The following is a 19,298-nucleotide window of genomic DNA, read 5'->3' as shown; positions in this document are numbered from 1 at the left end:
CGACCATGCACCCCGTCGCGAGCGCCCCCGAGGCGTCGTTCGACCGCGCGCAAGCGCAGCCCCGCTCCCGCGCGCGCGCGCTCATGGCCTCGATCCTGATCGGCGCCTCGGTGGCCACGGCAGCCCTGCCGATTCCGGCCTTCGCCAAGGGGCCGGCCTCGCTGGCCGACCTCGCCGAGCAGGTCACGGACGCGGTGGTGAACATCTCCGCCTCTACGACGGTCGAGGCCCGCGGCAGCCGCACCATGCCGCAGGTGCCGCCGGGCACCCCGTTCGAGGATCTGTTCGAGGAGTTCTTCAACCGGCGCGGCGGCCGCGGCGGTGGTGGTGGCGGCGAGGCAGAGGGTCCTCGTCAGCAGCGCAAGTCGAACTCCCTGGGCTCCGGCTTCATCATCGACGCCGCCGGCCTCGTGGTGACCAACAACCACGTCATCGGCGACGCCAACGACATCCAGGTCATCCTGCACGACGGCACCAAGCTCAAGGCCGAGATCGTCGGCAAGGATTCGAAGATCGACCTCGCGGTCCTGCGGGTGAAGCCCACCGCCGATCGCCCCCTGAAGGCGGTGCCGTTCGGCGATTCCGACAAGATGCGGCCGGGCGACTGGGTCATCGCCATCGGCAACCCGTTCGGCCTCGGCGGCTCGGTCTCGGCCGGCATCGTCTCGGCCCGGGGCCGGAACATCGAGTCCGGACCCTACGACAACTACATCCAGACCGACGCGGCCATCAACAAGGGCAACTCGGGCGGTCCGCTGTTCAACATGGACGGCGAGGTGATCGGCATCAACACGGCGATCCTGTCGCCGACCGGCGGCTCGGTGGGCATCGGCTTCGCGGTCCCGTCGGGCACGGCCAAGCCCGTGATCGACCAGCTGCGCGACTTCGGCGAGGTCCGCCGCGGCTGGCTCGGCGTGCGCATCCAGAACGTCGACGACGCCACCGCGGAGGCGCTCAATCTCAAGGGTGGGGCGCGGGGTGCCCTGGTGGCCGGCGTGGACGAGAAGGGGCCTGCCAAGACCGCGGGCATCGATGTCGGCGACGTGATCCTGAAGTTCAACGGCGCCCCCGTGAAGGCGTCGGGCGACCTGCCGCGCATCGTCGCCTCGACCCCCGTGGGGCAGAAGGTCGACGTGGTCGTGATGCGCAAGGGCGAGGAGGTGACCAAGCCCGTCACCCTCGGCCGCCTGGAGGACAGCGACAAGCCGCAGCTCGCCAACATGCGCCAGCCGGAGCCCGAGAGCGCCACCCGTCAGGCGCTCGGCCTTAACCTCTCCGGCATGACCGACGAGCTGCGCAAGAAGTACTCCATCAAGGACACCGTGAAGGGCGTGGTCGTCACCCGCGTCGACCCGAACTCGACCGCCGCCGACAAGCGGATCCAGCCCGGCGAGGTGATTGTCGAGGTCGGCCAGGAGGCAGTGAGCACGCCGGCCGAGGTGACCAAGCGCATCGACGGCCTCAAGAAGGACGGACGCAAGTCGGTCCTGCTCCTGGTGGCCAGCGCCACCGGCGACGTCCGCTTCGTGGCCGTCGGACTCGACTGAGCGGCCTCACCCGCACCGCCGAAGGCCGTCGCTCCACGCGGAGCGGCGGCCTTCGTGCATTAAGGGGATCCGCAGTGACGCGCCGCCGCGGAGCGGCACACCGGCTGTGCGAGTCGGGAAGCGTGTGCTTGCAAACCCCTTGCAAACCCCATGACGGCCGTCGCCTTCGATACCCTGAAATTCGCCCGCGCCCTGCGGGACAAAGCGAAGTTGTCGCCCGAGCAGGCGGAGGGCTTCGCTGACGCGCTGGTCGATGTGCGCGATGGCAATCGGGCGACCAAGGGCGACATCCGCGACGTGCGGACCGAACTTCAGGGCGTTCGAAGCGATGTCGAGGCTCTGCGCATTCAGACGCGCGGCGACATCGAGGCCCTGAAGGCAGAGATGATCAAGTGGATGTTCGGTACGGTCGGTCTCCAAACTATCGTGATCCTGGGTGCGGTCATCACCCTGGTCCGAAGTCTGCACTGACCGCTGAATCGTCCTGTCGGGCCAAGGCCGACATCGAGGCCGTAAAAGGCGCGATCGCCTCCGCGAAGATCGAGACGGTGCGCTGGCTGGTCGGTGCGGTCGGCGTTCAGACCCTTGCGGGTCTCGGCACGGTCATCGCCCTGACCCGCACCCTGCACTGAGCCTCACCCCACGAATTCCGCCGCCGCGTAGCCCTGCAGGTACAGGAGCGCGGTGAGGTCGCCGTGCTCGACCCGGACCCGCGCGGCAGCCGCGACCGCGGGCTTCGCCCGGAACGCCACGCCGAGACCGGCCTCGCCCAGCATGTCGAGATCGTTGGCGCCGTCACCCACCGCGAGCGTGTCCGCAGGGCCGAGGCCCAGCGCGTCCCGCAATTCGATGAGCGTCGCGCGCTTCTCCGCCTTGCCGACGATCGGATCGGCCACCGTGCCGGTGAGCCGCCCCGCGGCGACGTCCAGCAGGTTGGACCGGTGCTCATGGAAGCCGATCATCGCCGCGATGGGTCCGGTGAACAGGGTGAAGCCCCCCGAGACGAGGCAGGTCTGAACGCCGTGCGCCCGCATCGTCCGCACCAGGGTGCGGCCGCCCGGGGTCAGGGTCAGGCGCTCGGTGATCAATCCGTCGACCGCCTCGACCGGGATGTGCTTCAGGAGCGCCACGCGCTCGCGCAGCGCCGGCTCGAAGGCGATCTCGCCGCGCATCGCCCGCTCGGTGATCGCCGCGACGTGGTCCTTGAGGCCGAGCGTCCCGGCGAGTTCGTCGATGCATTCCTGCTCGATCATGGTCGAATCCATGTCGGCCAGGAACAGGCGCTTGCGGCGGTGGGCGTCGGCGGGCAGCAGGGCGAGGTCGATCGGCTCGCCCGCGAGCGCCGCGCGGAGCCGCTCCGTGAGGGATGCGGCGGCCGAGGGCTCGCCCGGCACCAGAACCTCGGCCGCGACCTCCCCGTGCAGGATCCGGGGCCGGTGCTCCGTCCGCAGCACGGCGCGCGTCTCGGCCAGCACCGCGTCGGTGATGGACGGCCGATCCGGGTTTGCTATCAGGACCGCGACCAGCATCGTGGAGGTTCGCCTTGCCGCCAGACCGGGAAAAAGCCGGGGCTCGCCCGGCGGCGATCCTCATCGCAGGGCCCACCGCGTCGGGCAAGTCGGCGCTGGCCGCCCGGCTGGCGGAGCGCCACGGCGGCGTGGTGATCAACACCGATTCCATGCAGGTCTACGCCGATCTGCGACGCCTGACCGCCCGGCCCGACCCGGACGAGGAGGCCCGGGTGCCCCACCGGCTCTACGGCCATGTCGACGGCGCCGTGAACTACTCGGCCGGACACTTCTCCCGCGACGCGGCGGCGCTGCTGGCGTCGCTCGACGGGCGGTTGCCGGTTTTCGTCGGCGGCACCGGCCTGTATTTCCGGGCGCTGGAACAGGGGTTTTCGGAATTGCCGTCGGTGCCCGATGAAGTGCGGCAGCAGGTGCGGGACGCGGCCGAGGGCCGCCCGACCGAGGCGCTGCATGCCGATCTCGCCCGGCACGACCCCGCGGGGGCTGCCCGCCTGCGACCGAGCGACCGGATGCGCGTGATGCGCGCCCTGGAGATCTTTCTCGCCACGGGCCGCCCGATCGCCAGCTTCTACGGCGATCCGGTCCCCGGCCCGCTGGCGGGACGGACCCTCGAAAAGATCTTCCTGGCGCCGGACCGCGCCGTGCTGCGCGCCCGGATCGATGCCCGGTTCCGGACCATGATCGCCGAGGGCGCGCTGGACGAGGTCGCCGGCCTGCGGGAGCGCCGGCTCGACCCGATGCTGCCGGTCATGCGCGCCCACGGGGTGCCGGGCCTGATCGCCCATCTCGATGGGACCCTCGGTCTCGAGGCGGCGATCGCACGCGGTCAGGCGGATACGCGGGCCTACGCCAAGCGCCAGTTCACATGGTTCCGCCACCAGATGGGGGAGGACTGGCGCTGGGTGGATCCGGAGGCCGCGGAGGTCGACGATCTGTTCGGATGAGATCGTCTCATCCGCCGCACGAAGTGGGCTGACCCGTCTCCGAAAGCCGCGCTGGTCCCCTCTACCGCACGGGAGAGGGAGCCTGTCGCGTCCCCCCTTGTCGTTGAGTCCCGGGAGGGGGCCGACGGTGTCAGCGCTCCAGACGCGCCACGAGGCTCGACGTGTCCCAGCGGTTGCCACCCATGGCCTGGACCTCGGCGTAGAACTGGTCGACCAGGGCCGAGACCGGGAGCTTGGCGCCGTTGCGGCGGGCCTCGTCCAGCAGGATGCCCAGATCCTTGCGCATCCAGTCGACCGCGAAGCCGAAGTCGAACTTGCCCTGGTTCATGGTCTTGCCGCGGTTCTCCATCTGCCAGGAGCCGGCGGCCCCCTTGGAGATCACGTCGAGCACCGCCTCGACGTCGAGGCCGGCGCGCTTGGCGAAGTGGACGCCCTCGGACAGGCCCTGGACCAGCCCGGCGATGCAGATCTGGTTGACCATCTTGGTGAGCTGGCCGGAGCCCACCGGACCCATGAGGCGGCAGGCGCGGGCGAACGACCCGATCGCGCCCTCGACCTTGGCGTAGGTCGCCGCGTCGCCGCCGCACATCACGGTGAGCACGCCGTTCTCGGCACCGGCCTGGCCGCCGGAGACCGGGGCGTCGATGAAGCCGACGCCCTTGGCCTCGGCCGCCGCGGCGAGTTCCCGGGCGACCTCGGCCGAGGCCGTGGTGTGATCCACGAAGATCGCGCCGGGCTTCATGCCGGCGAGCGCGCCCTCGTCACCCAGCACGACGCTGCGCAGGTCGTCGTCGTTGCCCACGCAGGCGAACACGATCTCGGCGCCCTCGGCGGCCTGCCGGGGCGTGGGGGCGGAGGCGCCGCCGTAGGTCTTCACCCAGGCTTCCGCCTTCGGGCTGGTGCGGTTGTAGACGGTGACGTCGTGGCCACCCTTCTTGGCGAGGTGGCCGGCCATCGGGCCGCCCATCACGCCGAGACCCAGGAATGCGACCTTCGCCATTGTCGTGCGCTCCTCGCAGGCCCGGACCGCGCCGGCACCCTTCCTTCTCCGACGGCGGGCGGCGACGGAGCTCGGCAGCCGGGCCGTGAAGGGGGTCGGGGCCGTGCCGGGGACCCGATGTGACAGATTGGGCGTCGTGCCGCCGCCGACGCTGCATCACAGCTCGGATCGCTTGCGTCAACGGCGGACCAATAGGATAACCCGCCGGTGTAGMCCGGGACCTCGAAGTCCCCGCCGGAGCCCGCGTGCGTGGCGCCGCGCGCGAGGCGGATCGGTGAGGGAGCGGATCATGGGCACGGCGATCGGCAGGCACGGGCCCTGGGCCCTCGTGGGCGCGCTCGGCGCCGCGGCGCTGGCGATCGTGGCGAGCCAGCGGGGCGAGACGATCAACGCCCTCTGGATCGTGGTCGCCTCCGTCTGCGTCTACCTGATCGCCTACCGCTACTACGCGAAATTCATCGCCGACAAGGTGATGCGCCTCGACCCGAAACGGGTGACGCCGGCCGTGCGCCACAACGACGGCCTCGACTACGTGCCCACGAACCGGAGCGTGCTGTTCGGTCACCACTTCGCGGCGATCGCGGGCGCCGGCCCGCTGGTCGGCCCGGTGCTCGCCGCCCAGATGGGCTACCTGCCCGGCATGCTCTGGATCCTGGCGGGCGTGGTTCTCGCCGGCGCCGTGCAGGACTTCATGGTCCTGTTCGTGTCGATGCGCCGGGACGGCCGGTCCCTCGGCGAGCTGATCCGGGCCGAACTCGGCACCGTGCCGGGCATCATCGCCCTGTTCGGCACCTTCCTGATCATGGTGATCCTGCTCGCCGTGCTCGCGCTGATCGTCGTCAAGGCGCTGGCCGAGAGCCCGTGGGGCACCTTCACGGTGATGTCGACGATCCCGATCGCCATGCTGATGGGCGTCTATTCCCGCTACATCCGCCCGGGCAAGATCGGCGAGGTCTCGATCCTCGGCTTCGTCCTCCTGATGCTGGCGATCATGGGCGGCGGCTCCGTGGCGTCGAGCCCGGTCTGGGCTCCGGCCTTCACCTTCACCGGCCCGCAGCTCTGCTGGATGCTGATCGGTTACGGCTTCGTGGCGTCGATCCTGCCGGTCTGGCTGCTCCTCGCCCCGCGCGACTACCTGTCGACCTTCCTCAAGATCGGCACCATCGTGGGCCTCGCGCTGGGCATCGCGGTCGTCGCCCCGCACCTGCAGATGCCGGCGATCACCAAGTTCGTGGACGGCACCGGCCCGGTCTGGGCGGGCAGCCTGTTTCCCTTCCTTTTCATCACCATCGCGTGCGGCTCCGTCTCGGGCTTCCACGCGCTGATCTCCTCGGGCACCACGCCGAAGCTGATCGCCAGCGAGGCCGATGCCCGCTTCATCGGCTACGGCGGCATGCTGATGGAATCCTTCGTGGCGATCATGGCGCTGGTCTCGGCCTGCGTGATCGACCCGGGCGTGTACTTCACCATGAACTCGCCGGCCGCGCTGGTCGGCACGACCCCCGAGACCGCCGCCGCCGCGGTGACCAAGCTCGGATTCGCCACCACCCCGGAGGTGATCACCCAGACCGCCGCGGATGTCGGCGAGCACACGATCATCTCGCGGGCCGGCGGCGCGCCGACCCTCGCGGTCGGCATGGCCCACATCATCTCCTCGGCCATCGGCGGCAAGACGATGATGGCCTTCTGGTACCACTTCGCGATCCTCTTCGAGGCGCTGTTCATCCTGACGGCCGTGGATGCGGGCACCCGCGCCTGCCGGTTCATGGTGCAGGATCTCGTCGGGCTGGCGGTGCCGGCGTTCAAGAACACCACGTCCTGGGGGCCGAGCATCGCGGCCACCGCCATCTCGGTGGGCGCCTGGGGCTACTTCCTCTACCAGGGCGTGACCGACCCGCTCGGCGGCATCAACACCCTGTGGCCGCTCTTCGGCATCTCGAACCAGATGCTGGCCGCGGTGGCGCTGACGCTGTGCACGGTGGTGATCTTCAAGATGAAGCGCGAGCGCTACGCGTTCGTGACCATCATCCCGACCGCGTGGCTGTGCATCTGCACCCTCACGGCCGGCTGGCAGAAGATCTTCTCGGCCGATCCGAAGATCGGCTTCCTGGCCCATGCCGAGCGCTACGCGGCCGCCGCCGCGGAGGGCAAGATCCTGGCCCCGGCCAAGAACGCCGACCAGATGAGCCAGATCATCCTCAACGACCGGATCGACGCGGTCCTGGCGGCCCTGTTCATCGGCCTCGTCGTCGCCATCGCGGGCTTCGGCATCGCCGCCTGCCTGAAGGCGTGGCGCGCCGATCGCTGGACCGCCCTGGAGACCGAGCCGCGTATGGTCGCGGCGGAGTAGGCGCGCCATGCCGCAGCAATCGAACCTGCGGGATCGCCTCCGGACGCTGTCCAAATGCGTCTGCGACGGCGCCCGGCTGATGGTGGGGCAGGGGGACTACGCGGCCTATGCCGACCATGTCCGCCGCACGCACCCCGACCAGGCGCCGATGACCGAGGTGGAGTTCTTCCGCAACCGGGAGAACGCCCGCTTCGGGGTCGGGAATACGTCCGGATTCCGCTGCTGCTGAGGGACCCGGTCCGAGGCGGGTGTCTCGGCCGGCCCCATCTGCCATCGCGCGCGCAGCCGAGCGGCCCTGGTCCGGCGACGTCGACCAGCGAGGCGCTGCCTGGATGACTTCCCGCCGCCCGCAAAGACGGGTCCGCCGCGTGACGGACGCGTCGGTGGATGCGCGCAACACCCCGGCCAAGACATGCGCCGCCCATTCCGAGCCCGGACCCGATCGGGCGCGGCCGGCGTTCTCCAGGCGATAAGGGCCGCCCGACCCTCGCGCAATGCGGAGAGCCGATGACCGACGACAACATGCAGGACCCGATCGAACCCCGGGCCGTCAACATCGCCCATGCCTGGGAGCGGGCCTACTGGGCGCGCCGGTTCATGGTCCCGGTGGAGCAGGTCGAGGCCGCCGTGGCGGCGGTCGGCGACGATCCGGCGCGCGTGGCGGCTCATCTCGGGCGGGATTGGCCCGGCCACGAGCCCGCGACCTGAGGGCTGGACTGCCGGCATCCCGGGCTTAAGCTCGGCCGCATCTTGACTCGGCGCCCACAATATCCGCCATCTCAGGCCCGACGGGAGGTCGGCATGAGCATTTTCCAGGACGCCATCCTTCGGTTCGGCCGCACGATCATGTCGTACGCGGGCGACGCGGTCTTCCTGCAGGCGGCGGTCTCGTCCGCCGCCAACGTCATCGTTGCCGACGGCGACGTGGCCGAGGAGGAGATCGAGTCGGCGATCAGCGGCATCCGCGCCAACCCGATCCTCGAGAAATCCTACGACACCCTGCGGGTCGAGCAGGAACTCTACGAGGCGATCGCCCGGGCCAAGACCCGGGCCGGGCGTCTGGAGAATCTGCGCCTGATAGGCGCCATCGCGGAGCGGCCGGTCGAGCAGCGCCAGGACGTCTTCCTGATCGGCGCGGACGTCGCTGATTTCGATGGGATCAGCGAGGTCGAGCACAAGGCGCTCGACGAGATCGCGGCGGCGCTGTTGGTCGACAAGTCCGCCCTGCTGCGCTGATCCGGCAGGCGCAGGGACGCTGCGCTTAGACCGCTCTCCAGCCCGGCCCTCTTCCTGAGGTGCCGGAGCGCGGCGGAAGCCGCGAAGGAGCGCTCGAGGAGGCGCTGCGATCCCTGAAGCCCTCCCGCGAGATCCGCCGACGCGGGCACCTCTCGATGAGGGCGCGTGTGGGAGGCGGGGCATGACGGGGCCGCCACCGCGATCCTGCGGCGACGCGGCCCGTCCCTTGCCTGACCGGACGTGATAGCGAAACAGTCTGGGTTTAGCCGGTGAGCCGGTACACAACGCGGAGTTGCCGGCCCGGGGCCGGCCGGCGGAGACCGCATGGGCCTCGTCCTCTACGCGCTCAAGTTCCGGATCACGACCTACGTGCTCGCGGTGCTGATGATGCTCGGCGGCGTCGGCGCGATCGTCGTGATGCCCAAGGACGTGCTGCCGGTCGTCGACATCCCGGTGGTCGTGGTGGTCTGGACCTATACCGGCCTGTCCGCGCCGGAGATGGAACAACGCATCACGACCTACGCCGAGTACGGGATCTCCAACAACGTCAACAACATCCGCCGCATGGAGTCGACGACGCTCCAGGGCACGGCGGTCCAGCGGATCTACTTCGACCCCTCGGTGAGCCTCGATCTCGCCATCGCCCAGGTGGTCTCCTCGACCAACTCGATCCGGGCCGTGATGCCCACCGGCACGCAGCCGCCGGTGATCGTGCGCTACTCCGCCTCGTCGGTGCCGGTGATCCAGCTCGCCCTGACCTCGGCCAAGCAGAGCCTCAACGAGGTCTACGACTACGCCCAGTACCGGATCCGCCAGACCCTGGCGCAGGTCCCGGGCTCGACCCTGCCGTCGCCCTTCGGCGGCGCGCCCCGGCAGATCATGGTCGACCTCGACCTCAACGCCCTCCAGGCGCTGGGCCTGACGCCGCTCGACGTCACCAACGCCATGACGGCCCAGAACCTGACGGTGCCGTCGGGCCTCGCCAAGATCGGCGAGCAGCAATACCCGGTCCAGCTCAACGGCACCCCGCCCTCGATCGAGACCCTCAACCTCGCGCCGATCAAGGTGGTGGCGGGCCAGCCCGTGCTGGTGCGCGACGTCGCCTATGTCCGCGACGGCGGCCCGCCGCAGGTCAACGTGGTCAGCGCCGACGGGCAGCAGGCCGTGCTGATGCAGATCATCAAGAACGGCACCGCCTCGACGCTCAATGTCGTCAATAACGTCAAGGGGGCGATGCCGACGATCCGCGCCGCGGCGCCCGAGGGCCTGTCGATCAAGCCGCTGTTCGACCAGTCGGTCTTCGTCTCGAACGCCATCGCGGGCGTGCTGCACGAGGCGCTGACCGCGGCGGCGCTGACGGGGCTCGCCATCCTGCTGTTCCTCGGCTCCTGGCGGTCGACGGTCATCGTGCTGATCTCGATCCCGCTCTGCGTGATGACCTCGCTCGCCGTGCTGGCGGCGCTCGGCGAGACCATCAACGTGATGACGCTGGGCGGCCTCGCCCTCGCGGTCGGCATCCTCGTGGACGACGCCACGGTGGCGATCGAGAACACCTACCGGCTGTTCGAGGAGGGCGAGGAGTTCCGCGAGAGCGTGGTCCACGGCGCCGCCGGCATCGCCAAGCCCGCGCTGATCTCGACGCTGGCGATCTGCGCGGCCTTCACGGCGGTGTTCGCGCTCACCGATACGCCGAAGTACCTGTTCACCCCGCAGGCGCTCGCGGTCGTGTTCGCGATGCTGACCTCCTACCTGCTGTCGCGGACCCTGGTGCCGCTCATGATCGACGTGATCGTGGCACCGGAATACCGGCAGAAGCACGCCAAGGATCACGATGCGCACCGGGACCAGCATGAGGCCCCGCGGCGGGGCCGGATCGCCCGCGCAGTCGGCCTCGTCGGGGCGCCGGTCATGCGGCTCGCCGGCCGGATCCATGGCGGCTTCGAGCGCGGTTTCGCACGGTTCCACCGGGGCTATGTCGGCCTTCTCCACGCGGTGCTGCGCCACCGCATCGTCACCCTGGGCGCTGTCGGCGGCGTGCTCGGCATGACCGGCGTCCTGTTCGTCTTCGTCGGCCAGGACTACTTCCCGCAGATCGAGGCGAGCCAGATGACCATGCATCTGCGCACCCGCGTCGGCATGCGCATCGAGACCGCCCGGCAGGTCTTCGCCGAGGTCGAGGGCACCGTCCGCGAGGTCATCCCACCGGACGAGGTCGACCAGATCCTCCAGAACATCGGCCTGCCGTCGAACAACTACAACTTCGCGTTCTCGGACGGCTCCTTCGTCTCCTACAACGACGGCCAGATGCTCATCAGCCTGAAGGAGGGTCACGGCCCGGTGGCGGGCTACACGAAGCGCCTGCGCGACGTGCTGATGAAGCGTTTCCCCGACGTGACCGTGTACTTCCAGCCCGCCGACATGATCACCCAGATCCTGAATTTCGGCGTCCTCACGCCGATCGACGTGCAGGTCTCCGGCCGGCACAAGGAGAAGGACCTGGAGGTCGCCCAGCGCATCGTGCAGCGGCTGAAGCACACCAAGGGCCTCGTCGACGTCCACCTGCAGCAGATCGTCAACGAGCCGCAATTCTACGTCGATGTCGACCGGCGCCTCGCCGCCGAACTCGGGCTGACCGAGCAGCAGGTGGCGCAGAACATGAACATCTCGCTGTCCGGCAGCTACCAGGTGACGCCGAACTTCTGGCCCGATCCGAAGACCGGCATCCCCTACCAGCTCTGGGTGCAGACGCCCGAGTACCGCAACAGCTCGCTCACCGACCTGCGCAACACGCCGATGTTCGTGCGCGCCGCCGCGACCTCCGGCTCCGGCCCCGGCGTGCTGACCCTGCTGTCGAGCCTCGCCGACATCCGCCGGACGCCGACGCAGACCATGATCAGCCACGTCAACATTCAGCCGACCTTCGACATCTTCGCCTCGGTCCAGGACCGGGACCTCGGCGCGGTGGCGCGGGACATCGACGCCATCGTGCAGGACGAGCAGAAGAACCTGGAAGCGCCCGACAAGATCGCGGTGCGCGGGCAGATCGAGAACATGCGGGGGGCCTTCTTCCGCCTGGAGATCGGCCTCGGCATCGCGCTGATCGCCGTCTACCTGCTGATGGCGGTGAACTACCAGAGCTGGGGCGACCCGTTCGTGGTGATCGCCGCCCTGCCGATGGCCTTCTGCGGCATCACCTTCGCGCTGTTCGTCACCGGCACGACCTTCTCGATCCCGTCGATCTTCGGGGCGATCATGTCGGTGGGCATCGCCTCGGCGAACTCGATCCTGCTCGTCACCTTCGCCAAGGAGCACCGGGAGGCGACGGGCTGCAGCGCTCTGGAGGCGGCGATCACGGCGGGCGAGACCCGCCTGCGGCCGGTGCTGATGACCGCCTCGGCGATGTTCCTCGGGCTGATCCCGATGGCGCTCGGCACCGGCGAGGGCGGCGAGCAGAACGCGGCCCTCGCCCGGGCCGTGATGGGCGGCATCGCCTTCGCGACCCCCGCGACCCTGCTCCTGGTCCCGTTCCTCTACGTGCTGATGCGCGGTGGCCCGGCGCAGCCGGTGCAGGATTACCTGGAGCCGGAGGGTCAGCCGGCTGCGGGGTAAGGCAGCCTGGCCTCCACCGCGCTCCCTCCCCCGCAGAGGCTGCGGTGTTCACACATCCCCAGGGAACATCGACGCTGGCGGCAGAGCGCGACAGGCCCCCTCTCCCGAGCGGGAGAGGGTTGGGGTGAGGGATGAGGACTCGCAGGATCGAGCACGCCATCGACGCGCATGAGCGGCGCGCTTCGTTCGGACAGACCTGATCCCTCACCCTGTCCCTCTCCCGCTCGGGAGAGGGGACCCGCGCTCCACCGGGCATCGATGTTGCCAAACCGAAAGGGTGAATCCGCAAGCCCGCGGAGGGGGAGGGGAGGCCCCTTCGGACCGCTCAGCCCTCCTTGAAGCCGTATTCCGGCGTGTCGTCGTCGTTGCCGTAATACTTGTACGGCAGGAACTTGCCCGACATGGTCAGCCGCACGCGGTCGCCCTTGTTGTTGGCCTCGCGGGCCATGTCCATGTTGAAGTCGATCGCCGACATGATGCCGTCGCCGAACTCCTCCTGGATGAGCTCCTTGAAGGTCGTGCCGTAGACCATCACCAGCTCGTAGAACCGGTAGATTAGCGGGTCGGTGGGCGGCATCGACGGGATCGAGCCGCGATAGGGCGGCTCGTTGAGCATCCGCTCCTCGGCCTCGGTGAGCCCGAACAGCGCCGCTGCGCGCTGCGCCTGAGCCTTGGGCAGCTTCATCTGGCCCATGCAGGCGGCGGTGATCAGGAACGGCGAGAGGCCGCCGATGGCCTCGTGGATATGCTTCCAGGTCCAGCCCTTCTCGCGCTTGATGTCGAGAAGCTTCTCGGTATGTCGAGAAGCTTCTCGGTGAGGTCTTCGCGCTTCATCGTCGGTTCCCGGGTTCGAATCTGCCAGGGTCGGGTGAGGCCGCGTGGGCCGCGGCCTCACCCACCCCGATGCGGGGTGCACGTCCGGATCGCGACCGTTGAGGGAGGATACGGTCGCGACCGGACGCGGACGTCTGCCGGGCGTCGACGCAGCGTGCCTTCGGGGCGGCGCCGGTCGACGGGCGGACGGGGATCGAATGGCAAGCGGTATGCCAGAGGCCCCGAACGTCGAATCGCCAGTCCCCGCAAGATGTTGACCGATCGGATCTTGCTCACGACATTTCGTCGGCGACGAGATATCGTGATCCGATGACGAAATCTCGTGAGGCAGGCGGAGCCGACACGTTCGGGCCGGTTTTCGAGGCGAGCCCGGATCCGATGCTGGTGCTCGCGCCCGAGGAGGATCGGATCGCCGACGCCAACCCCGCCGCGGCGCGCCTGCTGGGCCACGGGCGGCCGGCGCTGCGGGGCGTGCGGGCGAGCGCGCTGTTTCCGGGCCAGCTCGCGGCCCTGACGGTCTTCACACAGGCCACCCTGGCGAAGGGGCATTGGTGGACGCGGACCCTGTCGCCCCGCGATGCCGCCGGTCGCGACCTGCGGGTCGAGACCGTGGCCTTCCCGCTCCCGGGGGCGCCGACCCGCCTCCTCGTGACCCTCGCGAACCCGGACGCCCTCCACCGCCGACAGGTCGACGGCGAGGCCGAGGCCCACATGCGCGCGGGACTCTCCGAATGGCAGCGCATGGAGCGGATCTTCCGCGACATCGAGCGCAGCAACCAGCTGATCCTGCGCGCGGCCGGGGAGGGGATCTACGGGGTCAACGCGGAGGGCGTCACCACCTTCGTCAACCCGGCCGCCGCGCGCATGCTCGGCTGCGAGGCCGCCGACCTCGTCGGTCGGGATATGCATGCCGCCGTGCACCACACCCGCCCGGACGGCAGCCACTATCCCCATCGCGACTGCCCGATCTACGCGGCCTTCCGCGACGGCGCCGTGCATCAGGTCGATCACGAGGTGTTCTGGCGTGCCGACGGGACGTCCTTCCCGGTCGAGTACACCTCGACGCCGATCCGTGACCGGGGGCGTCTGCTCGGCGCCGTCATCGTGTTCCGCGACATCAGCCAGCGCCGCGAGGCCGAATCCCGCCTGACGAGCGCGCTCGCCGAGGTCGATTCGCTGCGGGAGCGCCTCGAGCTCGAGAACGCGTATCTCAAGGAGGAAATCCGGGCCGAGCGCCACCACCAGGGCATCATCGGCCGCTCGCCGGCCATCGCGGCGACGCTCCGCCAGATCGACCGCGTCGCCGGAACCGACGCCACGGTGCTGATCACCGGCGAGTCCGGAACCGGCAAGGAGCTGATCGCCCAGGCGATCCACGAGGCGAGCCGCCGCAGCGCCCGCCCGATGATCCGCGTGAACTGCGCGGCGATCCCCCGCGATCTGTTCGAGAGCGAGTTCTTCGGCCACGCCAAGGGCAGCTTCACCGGGGCGCTGCGCGACCGGGTCGGGCGGTTCGAACTCGCCGACGGCGGCACGCTGTTCCTCGACGAGGTCGGGGAGATTCCCCTCGACCTCCAGGGCAAGCTGCTGCGCGTCCTGCAGGAGCGCTCGTTCGAGCGGGTCGGCGAGGCCCGCACCCGGGCGGTGGACGTGCGCGTGGTCGCGGCCACCAACCGGGATCTGCGCGCCGAGGTCCGGGCCGGCCGCTTCCGGGAGGACCTCTTTTTCCGCCTCAACGTCTTCCCGATCCAGGCGCGGCCCCTGCGCGAGCGGCCCGAGGACATCCCGCCGATCGCCCAGCATCTGCTCGGGGCCGCCGCGCGCCGCCTCGCCATGCCGGAGCCGCGCCTTTCGGAGGGCGATGTCCGCCGCCTCTGCCGCCATTCCTGGCCGGGAAACGTCCGCGAGCTGGAGAACGTGATCGAGCGGGCGGTGATCCTGTCCGCTCGGGGCCGGCTCCGCCTCGATCTGCCCGCCGGCGAAGGAGCCGGGCACGCCGCGGCCGCCGCACCGGCCGCCGCGCCCGAAGGGCGGCCTGCCACCGAAGCCGAACGTCGTGCCCGYGACCGCGCCGAGATCGTCGCGGCCCTGGCGCTGGCGGGCGGCCGCATCTCCGGACCGGGGGGCGCGGCCGCGCTCCTCGGCCTGCGACCGACGACGCTGGCTTCGCGCATCAAGGCCCACGGGATTCCGCGCGCCTGATCCCGCGTGACAGGCCCCCGCCCCCGCGAAACGCTGTTGACGAAGGCCATGCGGCCGCGTCCGCGCGGCGATCCTTCGGATGCCCTTAAGATCGCCGTGTCACCGTGACGCCGGGCGTTTCCATCGCAGTCGCAGCACCACCGGCCAATGCAGGACCTATCCGACCCCGTCACCCTCCCGGCCGGTGCCATCCTGTTCGAGGAGGGGGAGATCGGGCGCTGCGCCTACCTGATCCTGAGCGGGCGCATCGCGATCGTCCGGCGGTGCGACGGCGGCGAGATGGTGCTCGCCCGGCGCGGCGTCGGGGAAGTGTTCGGCGAGATGGCGATCCTCGATGCCCTCCCGCGCTCCGCCAGCGTTCGGGCCGAGCAGGATTGCGTGCTCGTGCCGGTTAGCGCGGAGCAGATCCGCCGGCAGCTCGCCGGCGCCGATCCGATCCTGCGCCTCTGTCTCGAAGGGCTCATCGCCCGGCTCCGCGAGACCCTGCCGCGCGTCGGGCCGGTCGAGGCGGGGAGCCGGCCCGTGCCGCCGTCGCCGGCCGCCCGGGCCGATTTCGACGCGGCGGTCGCCGCGCTCGCGCAGGAGCGGGCCCTGCGGCGGGCTCTGGCGCGGGACGAGTTCGTGCTGTTCCTGCAGCCGATCGTGCGGCTCGCCACGGGACGTCTCGCCGGGTTCGAGGCGCTGATCCGGTGGCAGGATCCCGAGCGCGGCCTCGTGCCGCCCGCGGCCTTCATTCCGGCCGCCGAGGCGAACGGCCTGATCGTGGGGATCACCGCCTGGGTGATCGGCGAGATCGGCCGGATCGTGCCCGGGATCCTCCAGGCCGCCCGGCACGCGCCCGCCGCCGTCGAGCCGTCCCTGTTCGTGAGCTTCAACGTCTCGGCCCAGGATCTCGCCCGGTCGGACATCCCGGCCCTGATCGACGCGATGCTGCGCCGGACCGGCCTCGCCCCCGGCGCCCTGAAGATCGAGATCACCGAGAGCACGCTGATGCAGGATCCGGCCGCCGCCGCCGCCGCCCTCGCGCGCTGCCGCGCCGCCGGCCTCGGCATCGCCGTGGACGATTTCGGCACCGGCTATTCCTCCCTCAGCCACCTCAGCACCCTGCCGATCACCACGTTGAAGGTCGACCGGGCCTTCGTCCGGGCGATGCTGGCGGAGCCGCGCGACCGCCGGATCGTCCAGACCATCCTGCGGCTCGCCGAGGAGATCGGGGTGGCGGCGGTCGCGGAGGGCATCGAGGGCCGCGCCGAGGCGGCGGCCCTGGCCGCGATGGGCTGCGCCCTCGGCCAGGGCTACCATTTCGGCCGCCCGATGCCCCAGCCGGACGCCCTAGCGACGGTCGCCGCCTGGGATGCCGGGCGCTGGCGCTGCTCCCCGGCCGATGCCGCGGACCGCGGCCGGCGAACGGGCCGGGCACCGGCGCGCGCCCGCGTCGCGTCGCCCTGAGCGGCGCCGAGCCTCCGCGTCGACGGTCTTCGCGCCCGGGAGCGTGGTTTCGATGCACCGGGCGAGCGGTAAGCGTGCGGTTCCGGGCGGAAACACTTGCATCCGGTGCGTGTTTTCGGACCATGCGTCTTCGGGTCTCGGAGGCGGGCATTGGGCGGAGACGATCGAGACGGGCAGAGGGCCGACGGAGCGGCGGGTGAATCCGCGCGCCCCGCCCCCTGGGAATTCGTGCTGCCGGAGGAGACGGCCACCGAGGATCTCGGCCTGTTCCTGTCGGAATTCCTGATGCCGGGGGACGTGGTGGCGCTCTCCGGGGGATTGGGGGGCGGCAAGACGACCCTCGCCCGCGCGGTCATCCGCGAACTCGCCGGCGACCCGCGCCTGGAGGTGCCGAGCCCGACCTTCACGCTGATCCARCCCTATGCGGCCCGCGACGGCCGGCCGATCATCCATGCCGATCTCTACCGGCTGCGCGACTCCGACGAGCTGGTGGAACTCGGCTTCGACGAGATGGCCGAGGAGGCGATCTCCCTGGTGGAGTGGCCCGACCGGATGCCGCCCCGCGACGGCCCGGTCCTCACCGTGGACCTGTCCCTGCGCGCCGAGTTCGGCCCCGAGGCGCGGCTGGCCCGGATCGACGGCACCGGCGGCATGCGCGCCCGCCTCGACCGGGCGCGGGCGGTGCGCCGGCTCCTCGACCGCAGCGGCTGGGACATCGCCGAGCGCGTTCTGATGCAGGGCGACGCCTCGTCCCGGGCCTACGAGCGCCTGACCAAGCCCGACGGGACCAGCGCCGTGCTGATGATCGCCCCGCCGCGCCCCGACGGGCCGCCGGTGCGGGACGGCAAGCCCTACAGCGCGATCGTCCATCTGGCCGAGAGCGTCCACGCCTTCGTGGCCCTCGACCGGGGCCTGCGGGCGCTCGGCTTCTCGGCGCCCAGGATCTACGGCGAGGACCTCGCCGAGGGCCTGCTGATCCTGGAAGATCTCGGCAGCGAGCCGGTGATCGAGGGCGGCGCCCCGCGGCCCGAGCGCTACGCCGAGGCCGTGCGGCTGCTCGCCAAGCTCCACGCCAACCCGCTCCCCGCGGTCCTGCCGGTGGCGGACGGGATCGAGCACGTGCTGCCGCCCTACGACATGGAGGCGCTCCTCTTCGAGACGGAGCTGATGCCCGACTGGTACGCCCCGGCGATCCGGAACGTCAGCCTGTCGGCGGCGGCGCGGGCGGCGTTCGTCGACCTGTGGCGGGAGGCGCTCCAGGCCGCGATCCCGGACCGGCCGACCTGGACGCTGCGCGACTACCATTCCCCCAACCTGATCTGGCTGCCGGAGCGCGACGGGCTGGAGCGGGTCGGGCTGATCGACTTCCAGGACGCCGTGATGGGCCACCCGGCCTACGACGTTGCCTCGCTGCTGCAGGATGCCCGGGTCGATACCAGCGCCGAGTTCGAGCTGCGGCTGCTCGGTCTCTACGCCCGCGAGCGCCGGGGCCGGGATCCGGCCTTCGATGTCGGCGCCTTCGCCACCGCCTACGCGTTGCTGGCGGCGCAGCGCGCCACCAAGATCCTGGGCATCTTCGCGCGCCTCGACCGGCGCGACGGCAAGCCCGGCTACCTCGCCCACCTGCCGCGGATCGAGGGCTATCTCGCCCGCAACCTCGCCCACCCGGCGCTGGCCGGGCTGCGGGCCTGGCACGCGGACCACCTGCCGGGCCTCATCGCGCCCGCTCCCGAACCCTGACCACCGGATCCGTCACCGCATGAGCGAGCCCAGTCCCGCCGTCAGCCGCGCCTTCGTCCTGGCCGCGGGGCTCGGCAAGCGCATGCGGCCGGTGACCGCCACGGTGCCGAAACCCCTGGTGGAGGTCGCCGGCAAGGCGCTGCTCGACCACGCCCTCGACCGGGTCGCGGAGGCGGGGATCGGGACGGCGGTCGTCAACGTCCACTACCTCGCCGACCTGATCGAGGGCCATCTCGCCCACCGGTCCGAGGGGCCGGCCACGATCGTGTCGGACGAGCGCGCGGCGCTGCTGGAGACGGGCGGCGGCATCCGCAAGGCTCTGCCGCTCCTGGGCGAAGCGCCGTTCGTCGTGCTGAACTCGGATTCGTTCTGGCTCGAGGGACCCGCCTCCAACCTGCGCCGCCTGATCGACCGCTGGGACGGGGCACGCATGGACGGCCTCCTGCTGGTGGCCTCCACCGCCACCAGCCTCGGCTACGAGGGGGCTGGGGATTTCGTGATGGATCCGGACGGCCGCCTGGCGCGGCGCGGGGAGCGTACGGTGGCGCCGTTCATCTACGCGGGGGTGGCGGTCCTGCGCCCGAGCCTGTTCGCCGACACGCCGGAGGGCGCCTTCTCGCTCAATCTCCTGTTCGACCGGGCGATCGCGGCGGGGCGGCTGTTCGGGATGCGGCTCGACGGCCAGTGGCTGCATGTCGGTACGCCCGAGGCGATCCGGGCCGCGGAAGAGCGGGTGCGGGGAAGCGCCCCGGCTCCGTGATCGTTCGACGGCATGGCGCGACGCACGGGCCGAGACGGTCGTTGTCCGAAGTCTCTTGCCAAGCCGGATTCGAGCCTCTAGAAGCCCCTTCACACCGG

Annotated in this window: 15 protein-coding genes; 12 read left to right on the top strand and 3 right to left on the bottom strand. The window is 70.7% G+C overall.

Features of this window, described 5'->3' with window-relative positions; genetic code table 11:
• Positions 1-5: 5 nt before the first annotated feature.
• Both AC1DXK_RS07805 and AC1DXK_RS07800 read left to right on the top strand, forming a co-directional pair.
• Entirely contained in the window at positions 6-1,547 is a 1,542-nt protein-coding gene (locus tag AC1DXK_RS07805; protein WP_457106617.1) for a DegQ family serine endoprotease, read from the top strand.
• A 150-nt stretch (positions 1,548-1,697) separates the two neighbouring features.
• On the top strand, positions 1,698-2,018 hold the full coding sequence (locus tag AC1DXK_RS07800) for a hypothetical protein (protein WP_457106616.1): 321 nt from the start codon (positions 1,698-1,700) through the stop codon (positions 2,016-2,018).
• A 164-nt stretch (positions 2,019-2,182) separates the two neighbouring features.
• Here AC1DXK_RS07800 and serB read toward each other — a convergent pair whose 3' ends face one another.
• The gene (gene serB / locus AC1DXK_RS07795) at positions 2,183-3,076 is read right to left on the bottom strand and encodes a phosphoserine phosphatase SerB (protein ID WP_457106615.1); all 894 of its coding nucleotides are present in this window, start codon (positions 3,074-3,076) and stop codon (positions 2,183-2,185) included.
• A gap of 14 nt (positions 3,077-3,090) precedes the next feature.
• Here serB and miaA point away from each other — a divergent pair, with 14 nt between their 5' ends.
• On the top strand, positions 3,091-4,020 hold the full coding sequence (gene miaA / locus AC1DXK_RS07790) for a tRNA (adenosine(37)-N6)-dimethylallyltransferase MiaA (RefSeq protein WP_457106614.1): 930 nt from the start codon (positions 3,091-3,093) through the stop codon (positions 4,018-4,020).
• Between the two features lie 130 nt (positions 4,021-4,150).
• On the opposite strand, the gene AC1DXK_RS07785 is transcribed toward miaA, so the two are convergent.
• Positions 4,151-5,020, bottom strand: coding sequence for an NAD(P)-dependent oxidoreductase (locus AC1DXK_RS07785; protein ID WP_457106613.1), 870 nt, complete (start codon positions 5,018-5,020; stop codon positions 4,151-4,153).
• Between the two features lie 289 nt (positions 5,021-5,309).
• Between AC1DXK_RS07785 and AC1DXK_RS07780 the strand changes: the two genes are divergently transcribed.
• The 5 genes from AC1DXK_RS07780 (at position 5,310) to AC1DXK_RS07760 (ending at position 12,215) form a co-directional block, all read left to right on the top strand.
• On the top strand, positions 5,310-7,370 hold the full coding sequence (locus AC1DXK_RS07780) for a carbon starvation CstA family protein (RefSeq protein WP_457106612.1): 2,061 nt from the start codon (positions 5,310-5,312) through the stop codon (positions 7,368-7,370).
• A 7-nt stretch (positions 7,371-7,377) separates the two neighbouring features.
• Positions 7,378-7,599 carry a YbdD/YjiX family protein gene (locus tag AC1DXK_RS07775; protein WP_457106611.1) on the top strand — a complete coding sequence of 74 codons (222 nt, stop codon included), beginning with the start codon at positions 7,378-7,380 and terminating at the stop codon, positions 7,597-7,599.
• A 293-nt stretch (positions 7,600-7,892) separates the two neighbouring features.
• A complete protein-coding gene (locus AC1DXK_RS07770; protein WP_042672671.1) occupies positions 7,893-8,078 on the top strand; it encodes a DUF3606 domain-containing protein in 186 nt (61 codons plus the stop codon).
• A 93-nt stretch (positions 8,079-8,171) separates the two neighbouring features.
• Positions 8,172-8,606 (top strand): tellurite resistance TerB family protein, encoded by a 435-nt coding sequence (locus AC1DXK_RS07765; protein WP_457106610.1) that lies wholly within the window; start codon positions 8,172-8,174, stop codon positions 8,604-8,606.
• 324 nt (positions 8,607-8,930) lie between these two features.
• Complete coding sequence (locus AC1DXK_RS07760) at positions 8,931-12,215, top strand: efflux RND transporter permease subunit (RefSeq protein WP_477297362.1); 3,285 nt, start codon at positions 8,931-8,933, stop codon at positions 12,213-12,215.
• A 325-nt stretch (positions 12,216-12,540) separates the two neighbouring features.
• Here the strand turns inward: AC1DXK_RS07760 and cynS are convergent, their stop codons facing one another.
• Positions 12,541-13,110 (bottom strand): cyanase, encoded by a 570-nt coding sequence (gene cynS / locus AC1DXK_RS07755; protein ID WP_477297360.1) that lies wholly within the window; start codon positions 13,108-13,110, stop codon positions 12,541-12,543.
• A gap of 248 nt (positions 13,111-13,358) precedes the next feature.
• Between cynS and AC1DXK_RS07750 the strand changes: the two genes are divergently transcribed.
• The 4 genes from AC1DXK_RS07750 (at position 13,359) to AC1DXK_RS07735 (ending at position 19,200) form a co-directional block, all read left to right on the top strand.
• On the top strand, positions 13,359-15,251 hold the full coding sequence (locus tag AC1DXK_RS07750; RefSeq protein WP_457106607.1) for a sigma-54 interaction domain-containing protein: 1,893 nt from the start codon (positions 13,359-13,361) through the stop codon (positions 15,249-15,251).
• Positions 15,252-15,398: 147 nt separating this feature from the next.
• Positions 15,399-16,700 (top strand): EAL domain-containing protein, encoded by a 1,302-nt coding sequence (locus tag AC1DXK_RS07745; RefSeq protein ID WP_457106606.1) that lies wholly within the window; start codon positions 15,399-15,401, stop codon positions 16,698-16,700.
• Between the two features lie 150 nt (positions 16,701-16,850).
• Positions 16,851-18,440, top strand: coding sequence for a tRNA (adenosine(37)-N6)-threonylcarbamoyltransferase complex ATPase subunit type 1 TsaE (gene tsaE, locus AC1DXK_RS07740; RefSeq protein WP_457106605.1), 1,590 nt, complete (start codon positions 16,851-16,853; stop codon positions 18,438-18,440).
• Positions 18,441-18,459: 19 nt separating this feature from the next.
• On the top strand, positions 18,460-19,200 hold the full coding sequence (locus AC1DXK_RS07735) for a nucleotidyltransferase family protein (RefSeq protein WP_457106604.1): 741 nt from the start codon (positions 18,460-18,462) through the stop codon (positions 19,198-19,200).
• Positions 19,201-19,298 lie beyond the last annotated feature (98 nt).

The organism is Methylobacterium sp. P3_A11 (assembly GCF_056403155.1).
The sequence above is the reverse complement of the archived record's forward strand: the minus strand, read 5'-3'. Positions and strand labels throughout refer to the sequence as shown.

Bases quoted from the DNA above. Each gene is read 5' to 3' on its own strand.
- AC1DXK_RS07735 (WP_457106604.1), top strand. From the start codon at position 18,460: ATGAGCGAGCCCAGTCCCGCCGTCAGCCGCGCCTTCGTCCTGGCCGCG.
- AC1DXK_RS07770 (WP_042672671.1), top strand. From the start codon at position 7,893: ATGCAGGACCCGATCGAACCCCGGGCCGTCAACATCGCCCATGCCTGG.
- AC1DXK_RS07775 (WP_457106611.1), top strand. From the start codon at position 7,378: ATGCCGCAGCAATCGAACCTGCGGGATCGCCTCCGGACGCTGTCCAAA.
- AC1DXK_RS07745 (WP_457106606.1), top strand. From the start codon at position 15,399: ATGCAGGACCTATCCGACCCCGTCACCCTCCCGGCCGGTGCCATCCTG.
- AC1DXK_RS07800 (WP_457106616.1), top strand. From the start codon at position 1,698: ATGACGGCCGTCGCCTTCGATACCCTGAAATTCGCCCGCGCCCTGCGG.
- AC1DXK_RS07765 (WP_457106610.1), top strand. From the start codon at position 8,172: ATGAGCATTTTCCAGGACGCCATCCTTCGGTTCGGCCGCACGATCATG.
- AC1DXK_RS07780 (WP_457106612.1), top strand. From the start codon at position 5,310: ATGGGCACGGCGATCGGCAGGCACGGGCCCTGGGCCCTCGTGGGCGCG.
- AC1DXK_RS07760 (WP_477297362.1), top strand. From the start codon at position 8,931: ATGGGCCTCGTCCTCTACGCGCTCAAGTTCCGGATCACGACCTACGTG.
- AC1DXK_RS07805 (WP_457106617.1), top strand. From the start codon at position 6: ATGCACCCCGTCGCGAGCGCCCCCGAGGCGTCGTTCGACCGCGCGCAA.
- AC1DXK_RS07785 (WP_457106613.1), bottom strand. From the start codon at position 5,020: ATGGCGAAGGTCGCATTCCTGGGTCTCGGCGTGATGGGCGGCCCGATG.
- serB (WP_457106615.1), bottom strand. From the start codon at position 3,076: ATGCTGGTCGCGGTCCTGATAGCAAACCCGGATCGGCCGTCCATCACC.